Genomic DNA, 18458 nt, shown 5'->3' with positions numbered 1-18458 from the left:
GTGGCGGCAAGCGCCGAGTGTCCGGCGCTGTAAAGTTTCTGTGATAAGTTGCCCAAATTCAACACATGCGGAGAGTTCTGTCCCCTCGACTTGCCGTGATTTGCAGCCCGGGACCGATTGAGGCAGGCTCGCCCCGATACCGGCCGCGCGGGGTTTCCGCGCCCGGATTCAGGTTCGATTTTTTAGGAGAATGACATTGACGACCTTTGGCTTCCTGGCCCGCTGTTCCGCCGCGATCCTCCCGGTCGCCCTGGGGTCCGGAGCTTCGGTGTTTGCCCTGGCGGCCGGGGCCGACACCATGGCGCCCTGGTACATGCCCGCCGCCACCCGCGCCGCGCAATTCGCCGATTTCCGCGAGGATTACCGCCGCACGGTCGTGGAGTTCCAGCCGTTCCGGGCCGAACTCTCGGGTCTCGGCGCTGATGGCACGGCGCTGCGGCTGACCTCGCTCAACCCCTATGTGAACGCCTGGTTCGTGCTGGAAACCGGCGAGGGCCGCAACCAGCGCTTCTGGCATCTGGAGAACGCGGCACCCGAACTCTTCACCGTCTCGTTGGGGGATCACGGCCGCGCGCTGACCGTGGCCAGCGAGGCCGGGACCGTCACCTGCACCCCCTGGGAGGGCGAGCTGGAAGAGGCCCGCCGCGCCAACCTGCCCTATTCGCCGATCTGCGAGGGGCGGATGTTCCTGCGCAACCAGGGCTCGGGCAGCCGCACCACGCGCGAGGCCGTCACCGAATTCCTGCGCGGCTATGTCCCCTTCGGCGAGAGCCTGATCAACCTGATCAAGGACACGCTCTACGAGGATGCCTATCTCACCTCGGCCCAGACCATGGACGAAAGCGAGGCGGGCTCGACCGTCGAACTGCTGGGCCATGCCGATCTGCGCCGCAACCCGGTGATGCGCTCGAACCTGCGCGTGGATCTGGTCGGCGCGGAATCGACGCAGATGGAAGCGGGCGCCTGGTACGCGGTGCAGAACGCGCCCGGCATCTATGCCTCGGTCGTGCAGCCCGGCATGGTCAGCCAGGAGGTGATGTCGGTCCCCGGCGCCAACGGGCTCGACGGGGTCGAGAACGGCTCGGACGTGCATATGTGGGCCTTCGACATGTCGCGCTTCGACCTGCGCTATGAGATCGGCACCTCGCATCCGCAGGTCGACTGGTCGCCCCGCCCCTCGGGCGGCGGCCGCGATTATTCGCTGCCGGGCCCGGACGGGTTCGGCACGGTCGAGCCCCTGCAGATGACCGGCATGATGAACCCGGTGTTCATGGACCGGCTGGCAGGGATCTTTGCCGGCGGCTTCAAGCGCGACCACGGCGCCTGGCGGCTGACGGATTTCGCCTATACCAACCACGGCCACCATTACGGGTTCGTGGTCAACGGGGTGGTCCTGTCGCGGCTGCAGCCGGGTCTGGCGACGATCTATGTGCTGCAGGACGGCACGGTCCACATGGACCTCTGGTCTGACCAGCTTGACCAACTCCTGCCCTATATCCGCTTTGCCCGCCAGAACGGCACCCCCCTGGTCGAGCCCAACGCCGATGGCGTCGGCGTTCCGGGCAGCCAGGTGCGCAGCTGGATGGGCGGCAATTGGTCGGGTTCGGCCGAGGCCCAGCTCAGGACCCTGCGCTCGGGTGTCTGCATGCGCACCATCGAGGGCCGCCAGTTCCTGATCTATGCCGTCTTCATGTCGGTGACGCCCTCGGGGATGTCCCGGGTGTTCCAGGCCTATCACTGCGACATGGCGATGCTTCTGGACATGAACTCGCTCGACCTGACCTATTCGGCGATCTACCCGCGTGAGCCCGGCTCGCCCGATTTCTCCATCGTCCACCTCGACCGGCGGATGGCGGAATCCGACAGCCGCCACCGCGACGGCTCGCCCATGGGTCGGTTCATCGAGTTTTCGGACAACCGCGACTTCTTCTACCTGCTGCGCCGCTGAGGAGAGCTGCCATGAAACGCCTGAAACCCCTTGCCCTGGCGCTGGGTCTTGCGCTGGCGCCGCTTGGCGCCGCCGCGCAGACCATGGCGCAGAACAACGCGGTCATGTTCCAGCAGATGCAGCAATATCGCGGGCTCTCGGGCGCCACGATGGACCGCATCCGGGCGATCTTCGGCGAGAACGGGATGATCGGCCAGGGCAACCCGGCCGTGACCCGCCACCCGATGACGCCCGAACAGGCCGCCGAGCGTCAGGGCGGCAGCGTCGATAGCGTGCGCCGCGCCTATCGCAACGCCCGCTTCGAGCGGATCTGCGGCCATCCCTACGAGGTGCCGCTCTACGATCCCCAGACCCAGCGCCCCGAGGATGCGACGGTCTGCGCCTTCATGTTCGAATATCCGAACGTGCCGCTGACCTATCCGGTCACCTGGGTCCGGGCCGATCAGGCGGCGCGGCTCTGCTGGGCCGAGGGCGCGCGGATCGGCGACGCTCATGAATGGGAGGGCGCGGCGGCGGGCCAACTGCTACCACCCGATTACAATTTCGCCGCCGGCAGCCAGCAGGCGATGCGGTCGTGGCACAACAACCATTATGCCTCGCAGCGCAACCTCTATTCCATCGGCGCCTGGCGGGACGGCGTCTGCGCCACCGGCAGCTCGAAGACGCCGGGATGCAACGGCGGCTCCTTCTCGGGCTGCGGGTCGAACACCTATCCCTCGGGGTCCTTCCCGCAATGCCACTCGCCGCTCGGCGTCTACGATATCGACGGCAATGCGGCCGAACACATGAACCTGCCGCTGGCACCCGACCAGATGGCGTCGCGCGGCTCGACCACCCTGGGCGTGACCGAGATGAAGGGTTCGTGGTTCATCTGGGACACGGTGCACGCGCATGAATTCTGGGCCCGCTGGCGCGCACCCTTCTGGCACGGGACCCGGGTCCTGTCGACCGCGAGCCACGCCAATTACCACCTGGGCTTCCGCTGCTTCCGCGACCTGCGCTGAGAGCAGGAGGAGGCGGGGGGCCAGCCCCCCGCGCCCCCCGCTCAAGGGGGTTTTCCACCCCCTTGAGAAACCCCCGAGGATATTTAGAGAACAAAGATGAAAGTTAAGAGGGCGTTAAGCCGCCTTCTTTGCGCCCTAAATATCCTCGGGGGGTGAATTGGCCGTCAGGCCAAGAGGGGGGCAGACGGCCCCCCTTCTTCGGCGCGGCGGCACGCCGCGCCGCTGGTCGCCCGAGGCGCCCGCGGCAGCGGGCAACGAGGGCGAAACCCCTCACCGGCCATGTGTCCCGTCATAGCCGTTGGGCCGAGGCGGTGCCCAGCCGGCCAGTGCCTCGGCCGGGGTTTCCCAGATCTCGACCTCGAGTGGATGGCAGGCGGCCGTGTCCGAGGAATGTTCGGCGCTGCAATCGCCGCCCGGGCAGGCCGAGAGCACGCCCAGAAGCTCGATCTCGGCGAAGAATTCCAGGTAATCGCCCGGCCGCACCGGGCTTGCCTTCATGAAATACTGCCCGGTATCGGCCGTGAAACCCGTGCACATGAAGACGTTGAGCACGTCATGCACCAGCGCCTCGGCCCCCTCGACCCCGGCGTCGCTCAGCGCCCTTGTCAGGTTGGAATGGCAGCAATGATGGTACTGCCCGCCGCCCGAGAGCAGCCAGTGCGTATAGGGATCGCAGCGCGTGCCGATCACATCGTGGACCCGCCCGCCGAAGGCATCCACCCCGTACCAGCCCAGCGTATCCGCCACCAGCGTCGCCATCGGCCGAAGCCAGGGAAACACCGACCACATCCGGTCGCCGACCCCCAGATGCGTGCCGTGCAGCGCCCTTGTCTTGCCGGAATAGAAACGCTCGCGCGGGTCCTCGGCCGAGAAGAGGTTGAGGTCGCCGACCTGCGGCCCCTCGGTGCAGCTGATGCGGAAGAACCCGCCTGCGGGCACGCGGAAGGCCCGCCCCTCGCGCGCCGGCACCGTCACGCTGCCGATCTTCCGCGCGCTCTGCCGGGCGCGCGCATAGGTTGCGCTGTCCGGGGCCGGCAGCGTCTCGGTCGGGTAGCAGATGACCGGGGCCACGGCGCGGCGGGCGGCGGCATCGGGCGGCGTCTGGAAGGGAAAAGGCCTGTGCATGAAGGGGTCCCGGGCTGATCCGGCGCCGAACCACGCGGGAGCGCGCCACATAAAGAAACAATGGAAACACTCCTTTACGGATTTTCAAGCTGTAAGCGCGCTGAGTCCCTGCTATGCTCGCCATAGGTGTAAATGTGCGGATCGCGGTTGATGGACGACGGTTCAGGTAGGACGGAAGCGACAACGCGTTTCCAGGGCACGCCCCACGATACGGTCATCGACGCGCTGGGGCTGTTGCTGCGGGCCGGACCGGACCAGCTGGATGCCTCGATCGTCTCGGTCCTGCATCGGCTGGGCACCGCCGTTGGGGCCGAACGGGCGATCCTGTGTACCGAGCGGCCGGATGGCTGGCGGTTGACGCATCAATGGCATGCCCCCACCTGCGCCGCCTCCGGCGATTGCCTGGCCGGGCGCTCGGTCCTCGACCTCGTTGACGATCCCGCTGCGCTGCTCGACGGTCAGCCGCTGATCTATGCCGATCTCGCCTCTCTGCCCGAGGCTCCGCTCAGCCGTATCCTGCTACAGAACGGCGTGCAGGCCATGGCCATCGTCCCGCTGGTCACCGACGGGGGCGTGGGTGGCATCATCGGGTTGCAGCGGCTCAGGGGACCGGGGGGCTTTGACGCGACCGGGCTCTGGATGGCGCGGGCGCTCAGCGACGGGCTCAGCTCTGCCCTCGCCCGCCGTCAGGCCGAGGCCGAGCGCGACGCTGCCCGCGCGGCGCAGGCCGAGACCTTGGAGCGCCTGCGCGCGACGCTGGCGGCGATGCCCGAGCTGATGCTGGAAATCGACATCGACGGGCGCTGCATCGACTTTCACACCGCCGCGCCCGAGCTTCTGGCGGTGCAATCCGAGGCGGTTCTGGGCCGCACGCTGGAGGAAACGCTGCCCCCCATGGTGGCGCGTCTGCAGCGCGCGGCGATGGCCGAGGCGCTGCGGAGCGGCAGCGCGCGGGTGCCGCAATACCCGCTGACGCTGGGTGGGGTCGAACATTGGTACGAGACGACCATCGTGCGACGCCGGGTCGGCGGGCAGGACGGTTTCATCTTCCGCATCCGCGACGTGACGGCCGAGCGCCAGCGCGAGGCCGAGAACGCCATGCTGATCGAGGTGACGCGCACCATGACCAACCTGGCGGTCCTCCTGGACAACCAGGGTCGCATCATCTGGGCCAACCCTGCGGCCGAGCGGGTGTCGGGCTGGCGGATGGCCGAATTGCGGGGACAGCCTTTCGACGCGCTGGCCGATGCCGCGACCGATCCCGCGGCCATTGTCCAGCTCAAGGCGGCGATTGCCGAGCGCGATTCTTGCCGGGTAGAGCTGGCCGGGCGGCGGCGCGACGGGACGTCGTACTGGGTCGATGTCTGGCTGCAGCCGCTGGCCGATCCGGCCGGAAAGCCGCAGGGTTTCCTGGCGATCAAGAACGACATCACCGCGATCAAGCGCCATGAGCGCGAGCTCGAGCGGCTGGCCATCGAATCCGAACAGGCGCACAGCCGCCTGCACGCCGCGCTCGAGGTCTTGCAGGACGGTTTCGCCCTCTTCGATGCCGAGGATCGGATGGTCCTGTCGAACGAGCGCTACCGCAGCTTCTTTCCGCAAAGCGCCGAGTTGATGGCGCCGGGCGTGCTGTTCGAGGATTTCCTGCGTCACGCCCTGGCCGCGGGCGAGTTCCGCGACGCCGTGGGGCGCGAGGAGGAATGGTTCGCCGAGCGCATGGCGCAACACCGCAAGTTCAGCGCCGAGACCGAGCTGCAGCTGAAGGACGGCCGCTGCGTGCGGGTCTTCGAACATGCCACGCCGGATGGCGGGCGGGTCGGGCTGAGGGTCGATGTCACGGCGCTGAAGAACGCCGAGCGGCGGCTCAACGACATCATCACCAGCGCCCGGATCGGCATCTGGGAATATGACGTCGAGAGCGGCACCACCGAATTCAGCCGGCTCTGGTGGGAAATGCTGGGCTATGGGGACGACCAGCCGACCATCCTGACCCGCGAGCTGTGGAACAGCCTGATCCATCCCGATGACAGTCTGACCCTGCGTGACCTGACCCGGCAGCTGCTTAGCGGCACGCTGGACGCGCTGGAAAGCGAGATGCGGCTGCGCCACCGCGAGGGGCATTGGGTGCATATCCTGACCCGGGGCCAGGTCAGCGCCTATGATTCCGAGGGGGCGGCCAGGCGCCTCGCCGGGATCGGGCTGGACCTGACCGACCGGCGGCAGGTGGAGGACCGGCTGCGGACGATCCTCGACGCTTCGGCCGTCGGCACCTGGCACCTCGATTGCGTGACCGGGCGGGTGTCGATCGACGATCAATATGCGGCGATGCTGGGCTACCGGATGGACGACCTTCTGCCCTGGACCCGCGACAAGTTCGAATCGCTGGTGCATCCCGACGATCTCCAGAGCCTGCACGACCGGGTGAGCGGGCTCTACGGCTCGGACCGCAACACCGTGGCGCATGAGTTCCGCATGCGCCACCGCGACGGCCGCTGGGTCTGGATCCTGTCGCAGACCCGGGTGCAGCGCTGGTCCGCCCCCGGCGTCGCCGCCGAGGAGACCGGCGTTCACATCGACATCACCGAGCGCAAGCAGCGCGAGGCGGCGCTGGCCGAGGCCAAGCAGGCGCTGGAAGAGGCGCTGACGGCCCACCGCGCCTCGGAGCAGCGCTATTCCGACATTGCCCAGGCCTCGGCCGAATGGTTCTGGGAGATCGCGCCGGGGCGCCGCGTGACCCATCTGACCGCCGGCTTCGAGCGCACCACCGGCATTCCGATCCGCGATGTCATCGGCCGTTCGCTGGAGGAAATGGGCGTGTCGCCCGAATCCGACGTGGTGAGCGGCGATTGGGAGGTTCTGGCCCGCCGCCTGATCGCCCGCGAGGCGATCAACGACTTCATGTTCCGCATCCAGCCCGATCCGCTGAACGCGCCGATCTGGCTGCGCATCAGCGGCGCGCCCTTCTACGACCCCTCCGGCCGCTACATGGGGTATCGCGGCGTGGGTTCCAACGTGAGCGCCCTGATCGCCGCCACCGAACGGGCCGAGGCCGGCAGCCAGGCCAAGTCGCGTTTCCTGGCCAACATGAGCCACGAGCTGCGCACGCCGCTCACCGGGGTCCTCGGCATGGCGGAGTTGCTGGGCGAGACCGATCTGACGCTGCGCCAGCGCGAGATGATCGACACGATCCGCGACAGCGGCGAGGGTTTGCTGGCGATCCTCAACGACATCCTCGACCTCGCCAAGATCGAGGCCGGCAAGATGGTCATCGAACACGAGCCCTTCGTGCCTTCGGAAATCCTGACCCGGGTGCGGTCGCTCTTCGCGCCCCGCGCCGCCGCCGCCGGGCTGGAGCTGCGCATCGCGCCCGAAGCCGCCTGTGCCACGCCGCGGCTGGGGGATGCCAACCGCCTGCTGCAGATCCTGCACAATCTGGTCAGCAATTCCGTCAAGTTCACGCAGCAGGGCTTCATCTCGGTCACCGTGGGCCCCGCGCCTGACGATCCGGGCAGCCTGCTTTTCACCGTGCGCGACACCGGGATCGGCATGACCGCGGAACAGATGTCGAAGGTCTTCGAGGAATTCGAACAGGCCGAGACCTCGACCGCGCGGCGCTTCGGCGGCACCGGGCTGGGGCTGTCGATCACCCGGCGGCTGACCATGCTGATGGGGGGGACGATCACGCTGGACAGCCAGCCGGGCCAGGGCACCACGGTCACGCTGCTGCTGCCCGCCCCGGTCGCGGGTTCGGCCCTGCGGACGCCTGCCCGGCCGATGCCGGTGGGGCTGGATGGCCTGCGCCTGCTGGTGGCCGACGACAACCGCACCAACCGCAAGATCCTGGAAACCATGCTGACCGGCCTCGGTGCCAGCGTCACCCTTGCCGTCGACGGGCAGACCGCCTGCGACGCCTTCCGCCCCGGGACCTTCGACGCGCTGCTTCTTGATATCTCGATGCCCGGGCTCGACGGCATGGGGGCACTGGCCACGATCCGGGCGATGGAGGCCCGGGCCGGTGCCAGCCCGGTTCCGGCGCTGGCGGTGACGGCCAATGCCATGGCTCACCAGATCGAGGATTACCTCGCCGCCGGTTTCGACGGCCATGTCGCCAAGCCCTTCCGCAAGGAGACGCTGGCGCAGGCGCTGGAAGGCGCGGCCGCGGTGCGCCGGAAGGCCTCGTGAAACGCGCCTCAGTCGCCGTCGCGGCCCATGGTCAGGATCGGCGCAAAGGTGCCGAGGATCAGCCGCCGCTGGTCGAAGGGCACCTCGGCGGGATCGCTGCCGCGCGGATCCTCGGCGATCGCGGCCTCGGCGGCCTCCATCATCGCGCGCGAGGGCCAGATCTGCCACATCAGCACGATCCTCTCGCCCGGCTCGGCCGCCACCGCCTTGCGGAAATCGGTGCGGCTGCCGTCGGGGATGTGATCCTCCCAGGCCTCGACCACTTCCAGACAGCCGAGGCGCCGCAGCAGCGCCGCGCTGTCACGCGCCCAGGCCAGATAGGCAGCGCGCCGCGCTTCGGGGACCGGGATGACGAAGGCGGCGATATGCATGGCGGCTCCTCCGCCCGCCAGCATCGCCCGAGAGCCCGGGCGCTGTCGAGCCCCCTTCCCTTTCGCCCGCCGCCCCCCTAGCAAGGTTCAGTCAAATCGGAGGCGGAGATGGCGGTTTTCCTGGGCGTCGATACGGGCGGGACCTATACCGATGCGGTGCTGCTGGACGATGCCGCGGGGCGGGTGCTGGCCAGCGCCAAGGCCCTGACCTCGCGCCCGGATCTGTCCCTGGGGATCGGCGGCGCCATCGACGCGGTTCTGGCAGATGCGCCGGGGATCACGCCGGGCGAGATCGGCCTCGTCTCGCTGTCCACCACGCTTGCCACCAACGCGCTGGTCGAGGGTCAGGGCACCCGCGCCGCGCTGGTGGTGATCGGCTTCGCACCGGCCGATATCGCCCGCGCCGGTCTGGCCGAGGCCCTGGGCGACGATCCCCTGATCGCGCTGTCCGGCGGCCATACCCACGCCGGGACCGAGGCCGCGCCGCTGGATATCGAAGCGCTGGAAAGCGCGCTGGCGGCGCTGCCGCCCGGGATCAGCGCGCTGGCCGTGGCCGGTCAGTTCGCCACCCGCAACCCGGCGCACGAGAACGCCGCCCGCGCCCTGATCCGCGCCCGGACCGGCCTGCCGGTGACCTGCTCGCATGAACTCAGCGCCGGGCTGAACGGGCCGAAACGGGCGCTGACCGCGCTTCTGAACGCCCGCCTCGTCGGCATGATCGACCGGCTGGTCACCGCCTGCGAGACCCATGTCGCGGCGCGCGGGATCAAGGCCCCCCTGATGGTGGTCCGGGGCGACGGGGCGCTGGTCAGCGCGGCCCTGGTGCGCGAGCGCCCGATCGAGACGATTCTCAGCGGCCCCGCGGCCTCGATCGCCGGGGCGGCATGGCTCACCGGGCTCAGTGACGCGCTGGTCTCGGACATCGGCGGCACCACGACCGATGTCTGCCTGTTGCGCGACGGCCGCCCCGCCATCGACCCCGAGGGCGCGCGCGTCGGCGGCTGGCGCACCATGGTCGAGGCGGTGGCGATGCGCACGACGGGCCTGGGCGGCGACAGCGAGGTCCGGGTGCAGGAGGGGCTGGAGGGCGGCCTGATCCTCGGCCCCCGGCGGGTGATCCCGCTGTCGCTGGCGGCGATCCAGCACCCCGGGCTGGTCCACCGCATGCTGGACGAGGCCCTGGGCCGCGACCCCGCGCCCGAAGAAGGCTGGCGGCTGGCCCTGCCCCTCTACGCCGCGCTGCCCCCCGGCCTGCCGCCCCGCGACGCCGCCGTGGCCGAACGCCTGCTGAGCGGACCGAAGCGCCTGTCCGAGCTGCTGCGCAACCGGGTCGAGGGGCCGGCGCTGATGCGGCTGGTGCAGGGCGGGCTGGCGATGCTGACCGGGCCCACGCCGTCTGACGCGGCGCATGTGCTGGGCCGGCAATCGGGCTGGGATGCATCGGCGGCGGAAAAGGCGCTGATCCTGCTGGCCCGCCGCCGTGGCGGCAATGGCGAGCGTCTGGCGCCCGACGCCGCCACCATGGCGCAGCGGATCGTCGATCAGCTGACCCGGCAGACCGTCGATTGCCTGATGGAGGCGGCCTATGCCGAGGACGGCCGCGACTTCGGCGCCCCGCCCGAGGCGCTGGCCCGCCTGTCCCTGACCGCCGCCGCGCTGGACCGCGCCCCGGGGCTGGTGCGGATCGAGGCGCGGCTCGGCGTGCCGGTGATCGGCCTTGGCGCCTCGGCCGGCTGCTATTACCCCGCGGTCGGCGCGCGGCTCGGGACACAGATGGTGGTGCCCGACCATGCGGGCGTGGCCAATGCGGTGGGTGCGGTGGTGGGCCAGGTCTCGATGCATGCCGAGGGTCAGGTCACGGCCCCCGCGCCCGGCCTCTACCTCGCCCATCTCGCCACCGGCCCCGCCCGCTTTGCCGAGGCCGAGGCGGCGGTTGCGGCGCTGGAGGCCGATCTGACCCGGCAGGCCCGCGCCCGGGCCAAGGCCGCGGGCGTGACCGAGCCGCGGCTCACCGCCGGGCGCGAGGATCTGGGCGCCGAGGTCGAGGGCCAGCCGATGCTGGTCGAGATCCGCCTGCGCGTCACCGCCTCCGGTCGCCCCCGCATCGCCACCGGCTGACGCTTGCAGGCGCCCGGGCGCGGGGATAGAACGCCCTCAACGGATGGGTGGCCGAGTGGTTTAAGGCTCTGGTCTTGAAAACCAGCGTGGGGGTGACTCCACCGTGGGTTCGAATCCCACCCCATCCGCCACTTCCGAACGACACCCGGACCTTCGTTGGCTATGAACGGCCCCCCTCACCGCCGACACAGCGTCAGGCGCCGCTTGCCAAGGCCGTCGGACCTGCGTTGTCGTCGCGTGGCGGGACGGTAATCAGCCCTTGTCGATCAGCCGCATCGCCAGTTTGACGGTTTGTCTGGTGCCGCGCTCACTTAGATCCCAGGTCTCGACCGCGCGCCTGACCGGTTCGGGGTGCTTCTTGCTGATGTCGCGCAAGGCATTTCCGGCCGATTTCCGCAGATACTCGCTGTCGTCATTCCGGAACTGCGCCAGCAACGCGATCGCAACCTCGGGATGATCGCGAAAATAGGGGCGCCCGGTCCAGATCCGGAGCCCCTCGGTGACCGCGCGGCGGACATTGGCGGAAGGGTCGGACAACCATTCCCTGATGACCGGCAGGGCGGCTTCATAGCCCCTGTCCGCGCAATACCGGTCAAAGGCCTTGGCCAGGATCTCCTGCACACGCCAGTCGCTGTCCGCGCTGACGGTTTCCTTCAGCATCCTCAGCGCGTCCGCGTCCTGCGCTGCCAGCCTGCCAAGGAGGAAGGTGCCGACGCACCGCGCCTGGGCCACGTCCGACGCGAGCAGCGCGGCGGCAATCTCCCTGGCCTCGGACGGGGGGGCGCTGGCGTAGGTTTCATCGGCCGCCTCGGACAGGTCCTTGAACCCGTGCTGGGTCTTCCTCGACCGTTCAATGAGGTGCGGCACGTTCTGCATCTGTCGACTTGTCCTAGATGTGTCGGCAGCTTAGCGCGGCCCCTCGGTCGATGACAGGCCGCTCATCCCCGCGCCCCGGCCGGATCCCCGGGGAACCTCTCCCTGCCGCCCGATGCACGCGCAGGGCCGGTGCCAGACGGCGTGGATCTGCGGCACGGTCGCAACCCGGGCCCTGAGCGGGGCTTGGCTCTCGCCCCCGCTTGCCCTCGCCCGCGGCTTCGGTCACCTTGCCCGCCGGACGACGCAGGAAACAGACATGACCGACAAGCCGCAGGGCGAACTGACCCTTCAGACCGTGCCGATGCCCGCCGATACCAACGCCAATGGCGATATTTTCGGCGGCTGGGTGCTGAGCCAGATGGATATCGCGGGCGGGGTCGCCGCGCATCGCCGCTCGGGTGGGCGGACGGCGACGGTGGCGATCAACGCCATGCGGTTTCATGCGCCGGTGCTGGTGGGGGATCTGTTCACCGTCTACACCTCGATCCTGAGGACCGGCACCACCTCGATGACGATCCATGTCGAGGCCTGGGTCCAGCGCCCTGCCCTGTCCGCGCCGATTCAGGTGACCGAGGCCGATTTCACCTTCGTCGCCATCGAATCCTCGGGCGTGAAACGGCCGCTGCCCCCCGCGCCTTGACGCCGCGCCGGGGTTGCCCTTTGGCCGCCGCTGCGCCAGACTCGTTGCACTTGCGACAGAGGGGACCCCATGGCCGACACCGCCACCTATGGCTATCAATCCATCGCCCGCGCGGTGCTGGACCACGAGATCGACACGATGTTCGGCCTGATGGGGGATGCCAATCTCTTCATGGTCGATCATTACGTGCGCGAGGGCGGCGGCACCTTCGTGCCGGTGGCCTATGAGGGCAGCGCCGTGCTGATGGCGCTGGCCTGGAGCCATGTCTCGGGCAAGGTCGGGGTGGCGACGGTGACGCATGGCCCGGCGCTGACCAATTGCGTGACCGCGCTGACCGAAGGCGCGCGCGGCCATATCCCGATGGTGCTGCTGGCCGGCGACACCTCGGTCATGGCGCCGCAGAACCTGCAAAACATCGACCAGCGCGAGGTGGTGAAGGTCACCGGCGCGGGGTTCGAGCAGCTCCGCGCGCCCGAGACGGCGGCGCATGACGTGGCCCATGCCATCTATCGCGCGCGGGTCGAGAAGCGGCCGATCGTGCTGAACATGCCCGCCGATTTCATGTGGCAGGAAGTCACGCACAGAAAGACCATCTTCCCGGCCTTTGCCGCCCCCGCCATGGTGCCCGAGGGCGACGATCTGGACGCGGCGATCGGCATGATCGCCTCGGCCCGGCGGCCGATCATCCTGGCGGGCGGCGGCGCGGCAGGCGCGCGTGACCGGCTGATCCGGCTGGCCGACCGGCTGGAGGCGCCGCTGGCCACGACGCTCAAGGCCAAGGGGCTGTTCAACGGCCATCCCTATAACCTCGACATCGTCGGCACGCTCTCGACCCCGGCCACCTACGAGGCCATCGCCAAGTCCGACTGCATCGTCTGTTTCGGCGCCTCGCTGCATCATTTCACCACCGACAAGGGCAAGCTGATGAAGGGCAAGCGGGTGGTGCAGGTGAACGAAAGCCCGCTTGAGGCGGCGAAGAATTTCCACCCCGATGTGGCGCTGATCGCCGATGCCGGTCTCACCGCCGACAATATCGTGCATTGGCTGGACGAGGCCGAGATTCCGGCGTCCGGCTTCACCCGTGAGCTGGACATGGACGCGCTGACCCTGCATCCGCCGGGCCGGACGGGCGCCAAGCCCGGGACGGTCAATTACGTGCAGGCCCTGCGCAAGCTGGAAGAGGCCCTGCCGAAGGAGCGGATCCTCACCACCGACGGCGGGCGCTTCATGACCGAGGTCTGGTGCCGGATCTCCGCGCCCGATCCCCTCAGCTTCATCGTCACCGCCAATTTCGGCTCCATCGGGCTGGGGCTGCAGGAGGCGATCGGCGCGGCGCTGGCCGACCGGACGCGGCCGGTCGTCCTGTTCACCGGCGACGGCGGCTTCATGATGGGCGGCGTCAACGAGTTCAACACGGCGGTGCGGCTGGGGCTCGACCTGATCGTGATCGTGGCCAATGACAGCGCCTATGGGGCGGAACATATCCAGTTCATCGACCGGGCGATGGACCCGGGGCTGACCGAGTTCGACTGGCCGTCTTTCGCCGAGGTGGCGACGGCCTTGGGGGGTGAGGGGATCACCGTGGAGTCGGAGGAAACGCTGGACCAGGCGCTGGCGGCGATCCCGGGGCGGACGCGGCCTTTGCTGATCGAGTTGAAGCTCGACCCCGAGGATGTGCCGCGGATGCGGATCTGAGGGGAAGGATGGTGCGTGCGAGCACGCACCCTACGGGTGGGGTCTTGGTAGGATGAAATCCCTCCCCCCTCACAAGCCCCTCATCCCGGCCCTCAGCGCACTTTGAGTGAAGGACACGAATCCTGACGGCACTTTCTACGCCCCGCCGACGCAGGCGGATGTCAACTCTGGCCGGTCGATCCAGACCGCCTTGACGACGCCGACCCGCCGATCTGTCCGTTGACCAGCGACACCGGCGCCGCCAGCCACAGGATCGCGCCTGCCGTCATCCGGATCCCCGCCAGACCCGTAGATCGTCATGGGCCCCGATCCGCTCGCCCCCGACAGGGGGCTGGGGCTAGGTTCTGAACCTGGCCTTCTCGAGGAACGCATCGCTCTCGGCCCGGGTCGCCAGCGGTTCGTCGAACACCCGCCCGCCGTGGCGCCTGAGCAGGTTCTTAGACGCAAGCCCATACGGGCACAGACGCCCGGGGGGTTCCATCCGGCTAAGCCCGGCGGTCTTGTCTGACGGCGGTTTGGCCGCTCGTTTCGGAAAGCCAACCGCCCCTCCGCCGGCAGGTTCCCGCGCCGCCCCGCGAGCCGGCCCCGGCGCCCCCTTCCCCCGAAGGCCTGCCCGGTGCATCATCCCCCGACGAAGGAGGCCCGATGCTTGACCCCGCCCCCCTGCTCCGCGCGCTCTTCGACCGTGCCGTCGCGGTCGCCGACCCGATGCGTTCGCTCGCCGCGGCGTTGCCGCCGAAACCCGCAGGCCGGGTCGTGGTGGTCGGCGCGGGCAAGGCCAGCGCCCGCATGGCCGAAGCCGTCGAGGCCGTCTGGGGCCCCTGCGAGGGGCTGGTCATCACCCGCTACGGCTATGCCCGGCCCTGCCGGGGGATCGAGATCGTCGAAGCCGCGCATCCGGTCCCCGACGAGGCCGGCGCCCGGGCCACCGCGCGGATGCTGGCGCTGCTTCAGGGTCTGGGCGAAGACGATTTCGTCCTGGCGCTAATCTCGGGCGGGGCCTCGGCCCTGCTTGTGGCGCCCTGCGCCGGGGTGACGCTGGCCGAGAAACAGGCGGTGAGCGCGGCGCTTCTGGATTCCGGGGCGCCCATCGACCGGATGAACACCCTGCGCAAACACCTCAGCCGGGTGAAGGGCGGGCAGCTGGCCGCCGCCGCCTGGCCTGCCCGGATGCTGACCCTGCTGATTTCCGACGTGCCGGGCGACGATCCGGCCTTCATCGGATCGGGCCCGACGGTCGGCGACCCCTCGAGCGCCGAGGACGCCCGCGCCGTCCTGTCGCGCTGGCAGGTCCCGGTCCCACCCTCGGTCACCGAGGCGCTGACCCGGCCCACCGGCGTCATCCCCCCGGGTGATCCGCGCCTCTCGCGGGCCGAGACGGTGATCTATGCCGCCCCCTCGCAATCCCTCGCCGCCGCCGCCGATCTGGCCCGGGCCGAGGGCTGCGACCCCGAGATCCTCGGCGACGCGCTGGAGGGCGAGGCGCGGGAGGTCGCAGCCGGGATGGCGCAGACCGCCCTGACCCGCCAGAAGGCCCTGAAACCGGGCGACCGGCCGCTGGTGCTGCTCTCGGGCGGCGAACTGACGGTGACGCGGCGGGGCGACGGCATCGGCGGGCCGAACGCCGAATTCTGCCTGGCGCTCGCGCTGGCGCTGAACGGCGCGCCCGGCATCCATGCGCTCGCCTGCGACACCGACGGCGTCGATGGCGCGGCCGAGGTGGCGGGCGCTCTGATCGGCCCCGACACCATCCCTGACCGGGAGGCGGCCGAAGCCGCCCTCGCCCGCAACGATTCCCATGGGTATTTCGCCAGATGCAGCGCCCAGGTGGTGACCGGCCCCACCCTGACCAATGTGAACGATTTCCGTGCCCTCCTGATCCTGCCCCGCTGACCTGTTCCGCCGGGAACAGACAGCGGCGCGGCTTCGTGCCACCCTGCGGCCTTTGCCCGATGTCCGATTTGCCAGTCTTCCCCGGTTTCACAGTCCTCCCCGGTTTCAAACGCCCTTTCCAGAAAGCGATCCCATGACCCAGCTTTCCCGCCGCCACCTGCTCATCACCGCCGCTGCCCTGCCCCTCGCGGCCCGCAGCGCCCGCGCCGACGCCCGGCTGGGCGAGGTGCTCGAAGCCTCCGGCGCGGGCAGCGTCACCCGGGGCGGCGCGTTGCTGCCGCTCGAACCCGGCCTCGCGCTGATGGAGGGCGACCAGGCCGCCACCGGTGAGGACGGGCTGGCGCTGCTGCTTCTGGACCGCGAGACGCGGATCAACCTCGGCCTCGGCTCCTCCATCGAACTCGCCAGCTACCTGGGCGAGATCGGCGGCACGATCAATGTCGGCGGCGCCATGGTCTTCGACCGCCCCGAGACGCTGCCGCCCCTGGACCTGCGCTTCGTCACCGCCTTCGGCGAGATCGGCGTGCGCGGCACCCGCTTCTTCGTCGGCCCCTCGCGCGGGGATTACGCGGTCTTCGTCGAGCGCGGCGAGGTCGCGGTCTCGAACGCGGGCGAGACGCGGGTGCTGATCGCGGGCGACGGCTGCACGCTGCACGAGGGCGCGGCGCCCGGCGAACCCTCGCCCTGGGGCGCGGCGCGGATCGACGAGGCCTTTGCCTCGCTGGGCCTCACGCGCAGCTGAGGCGCCGCCACGACGGGGCTTTACGCCCCGCCCGCGGCGCGGCACCATCGCCGCGTCACGGGAAAGGAACAGCATGCCGAGCCGCGGATTCTGGAAATCCTTCGAGATGTTTGCGCCGCTTTCACCGACGGCGCTGGATGCGGTGGCCGCAGCGGCCCGGCCCCGCAGCTGGGCCCCCGGCGAGGTGCTGTTCCAGCGCGACGATCCGGGCGACTGGCTGGTGGCGATCGAGATGGGACGCATCCGCATCTCGCTGGTGACGCAGGGCGGGCGCGAACTGGTGCTGCGCCATGCCGAGGCGGGCGAGATGCTGGGCGAGATCGCGCTCTTCGACCGCCAGCCGCGCTCGGCCGATGCCACGGCGGTGGGGCCGGTCACCGGCTGGGTGCTGACGCGGCTGGCCTTCGATACGCTGGCCGGGGGCGATCCGGCCTTCTACGAGGCGGCGCTGACGCGGCTGTCGACCCTCCTGCGCACGACGACGCTGCAGCTCGAATCGATCGCGCTCTACCAGCTGAGGGCCCGGGTCGCCCGCTTCCTGCTCATCACGCTGGAACAATTGCACGGCGCCGACATCCCCGAGGATGCCTCGCTGGCGCTGGGTCTCTCGCAGGGGGAACTGGCCGCGGTTCTGGGGGCGACCCGGCCCAAGGTGAACCGGGTGATTCAGGATTTCCGCGACGAAGGGCTGATCCGGGACGCGGCCGGCACCTGGACCTGCGACATCGCGGGGCTGCGCGCCGAAGCCGGGGGAGAAGGCTGACGGGGGAGGCGTTTCGCCCTCGTTGCCCGCTGCCGCGGGCGCCTCGGGCGACCAGCGGCGCGGGGTGCCGCCGCGCCGAAGAAGGGGGGCTTTCTGCCCCCCTCTGCCCTGCAGGCATTCACCCCCCGAGGATATTTGAAGAACGAAGATGCCGGCTTAACGCCCTCTTTACCTTCATCTTTATTCCAGAAATATCCTCGGGGGTTTCTCAAGGGGGTGGAAAACCCCCTTGAGCGGGGGGCGCGGGGGGCTGGCCCCCCGCCCCTTGCTGTCTCCGGGTGCTGCCCCCCGCCTTGCGCCGCAACGCATGGAACGGTAAGCGGGCGCAGAAAGGGATCCTCATGCGACCACTCGCTACCGACCTTGGCGCCGCGCCGCTGATCGTGCTGACCCGTCCGCAGATGGGCGAGAACATCGGTGCCGCCGCGCGGGCCATGCTGAACTTCGGCCTCGAGCATATGCGCCTCGTGGCGCCGCGGGACGGCTGGCCCAATCCCTCGGCCACGGCCATGGCCTCGGGCGCGGGCTATGTGTTGGAAAACGCAGGCGTTTTCGAGGATGTCGCGGGCGCGGTCGCCGATTGCGATTATGTCTATGCCACCACGGCGCGTGGCCGCGGGCTGGTGAAGCCGGTCCTGACGCCCGAAGCGGCCATGGAGGAAGCCCGCGCCATGATCGCGGCTGGCAAGCGGGTCGCCGTGCTCTTCGGGCCCGAACGCGCGGGGCTGGAGAATGACGACGTGGCCCATGCCAATGCCATCATCACCGTGCCGGTGAACCCCGGCTTCTATTCCCTGAACCTCGCGCAATGCGTGCTTCTCACCGCCTATGAATGGATGCGGCAGGGCAGCAACGCCGCGGGGGTGCGGCTGGAACTGGCCGGCACCGATCTGGCCAGCCAGATCGAGATCGAGAAGCTGGGCGATCACTTCGAGGAAAAGCTGGAAGACACCGGCTTCTTCTTCCCGCCCGAAAAAGCCCCGCACATGAAGCTCAACCTGCGCAACATGCTGGGCCGCTGGGGCATGACGCGCTCGGAAGTGCAGACCCTGCACGGGATCTTGCGGCAACTCGTCCGCCCCCGTCGCTGAGGCCTTGCGG

General features: G+C 69.6%; 13 protein-coding genes and 1 tRNA gene. 11 read left to right on the top strand and 3 right to left on the bottom strand.

Annotated elements, in window-relative coordinates:
- Positions 1-190: 190 nt before the first annotated feature.
- Complete coding sequence (locus DDE23_RS06885) at positions 191-1948, top strand: hypothetical protein (RefSeq protein ID WP_133239527.1); 1758 nt, start codon at positions 191-193, stop codon at positions 1946-1948.
- Positions 1949-1959: 11 nt separating this feature from the next.
- Positions 1960-2952: an SUMF1/EgtB/PvdO family nonheme iron enzyme gene (locus DDE23_RS06880; RefSeq protein ID WP_107750271.1), complete on the top strand. Its 993-nt coding sequence runs from the start codon at positions 1960-1962 to the stop codon at positions 2950-2952.
- 270 nt (positions 2953-3222) lie between these two features.
- Here the strand turns inward: DDE23_RS06880 and DDE23_RS06875 are convergent, their stop codons facing one another.
- Positions 3223-4077: an urea carboxylase-associated family protein gene (locus DDE23_RS06875; RefSeq protein ID WP_107750273.1), complete on the bottom strand. Its 855-nt coding sequence runs from the start codon at positions 4075-4077 to the stop codon at positions 3223-3225.
- 150 nt (positions 4078-4227) lie between these two features.
- On the opposite strand from DDE23_RS06875, the gene DDE23_RS06870 reads away from it, so the two are divergent.
- The gene (locus DDE23_RS06870) at positions 4228-8259 is read left to right on the top strand and encodes a PAS domain S-box protein (RefSeq protein WP_170121782.1); all 4032 of its coding nucleotides are present in this window, start codon (positions 4228-4230) and stop codon (positions 8257-8259) included.
- 8 nt (positions 8260-8267) lie between these two features.
- Here the strand turns inward: DDE23_RS06870 and DDE23_RS06865 are convergent, their stop codons facing one another.
- Positions 8268-8630 (bottom strand): DUF1428 domain-containing protein, encoded by a 363-nt coding sequence (locus DDE23_RS06865; protein WP_107750277.1) that lies wholly within the window; start codon positions 8628-8630, stop codon positions 8268-8270.
- Between the two features lie 108 nt (positions 8631-8738).
- Here DDE23_RS06865 and DDE23_RS06860 point away from each other — a divergent pair, with 108 nt between their 5' ends.
- Complete coding sequence (locus tag DDE23_RS06860) at positions 8739-10748, top strand: hydantoinase/oxoprolinase family protein (RefSeq protein WP_107750279.1); 2010 nt, start codon at positions 8739-8741, stop codon at positions 10746-10748.
- Between the two features lie 41 nt (positions 10749-10789).
- A tRNA-Ser gene (locus DDE23_RS06855) sits at positions 10790-10879 on the top strand.
- A 121-nt stretch (positions 10880-11000) separates the two neighbouring features.
- Here DDE23_RS06855 and DDE23_RS06850 read toward each other — a convergent pair.
- Positions 11001-11624, bottom strand: a complete 624-nt coding sequence (locus DDE23_RS06850) for a DNA alkylation repair protein (protein WP_107750282.1) — start codon at positions 11622-11624, stop codon at positions 11001-11003.
- 256 nt (positions 11625-11880) lie between these two features.
- On the opposite strand from DDE23_RS06850, the gene DDE23_RS06845 reads away from it, so the two are divergent.
- The 6 genes from DDE23_RS06845 (at position 11881) to DDE23_RS06820 (ending at position 18448) form a co-directional block, all read left to right on the top strand.
- The gene (locus tag DDE23_RS06845) at positions 11881-12264 is read left to right on the top strand and encodes an acyl-CoA thioesterase (RefSeq protein ID WP_107750284.1); all 384 of its coding nucleotides are present in this window, start codon (positions 11881-11883) and stop codon (positions 12262-12264) included.
- Positions 12265-12333: 69 nt separating this feature from the next.
- A complete protein-coding gene (locus DDE23_RS06840; RefSeq protein WP_107750286.1) occupies positions 12334-13959 on the top strand; it encodes a thiamine pyrophosphate-binding protein in 1626 nt (541 codons plus the stop codon).
- Positions 13960-14604: 645 nt separating this feature from the next.
- Positions 14605-15852 (top strand): glycerate kinase type-2 family protein, encoded by a 1248-nt coding sequence (locus DDE23_RS06835; protein WP_107750289.1) that lies wholly within the window; start codon positions 14605-14607, stop codon positions 15850-15852.
- A 133-nt stretch (positions 15853-15985) separates the two neighbouring features.
- Positions 15986-16594, top strand: coding sequence for a FecR domain-containing protein (locus DDE23_RS06830; protein WP_107750291.1), 609 nt, complete (start codon positions 15986-15988; stop codon positions 16592-16594).
- Positions 16595-16667: 73 nt separating this feature from the next.
- Complete coding sequence (locus DDE23_RS06825; protein WP_107750293.1) at positions 16668-17357, top strand: Crp/Fnr family transcriptional regulator; 690 nt, start codon at positions 16668-16670, stop codon at positions 17355-17357.
- A 341-nt stretch (positions 17358-17698) separates the two neighbouring features.
- Positions 17699-18448, top strand: a complete 750-nt coding sequence (locus DDE23_RS06820) for an RNA methyltransferase (protein WP_107750295.1) — start codon at positions 17699-17701, stop codon at positions 18446-18448.
- The last annotated feature ends 10 nt before the right edge of the window (positions 18449-18458 follow it).

This window comes from Pararhodobacter aggregans, assembly GCF_003075525.1.
In the GTDB taxonomy this organism is placed as follows: domain Bacteria; phylum Pseudomonadota; class Alphaproteobacteria; order Rhodobacterales; family Rhodobacteraceae; genus Pararhodobacter; species Pararhodobacter aggregans.
Note: the sequence above shows the minus strand (reverse complement) of the source record. Positions and strands in the feature narration are given on the sequence as shown.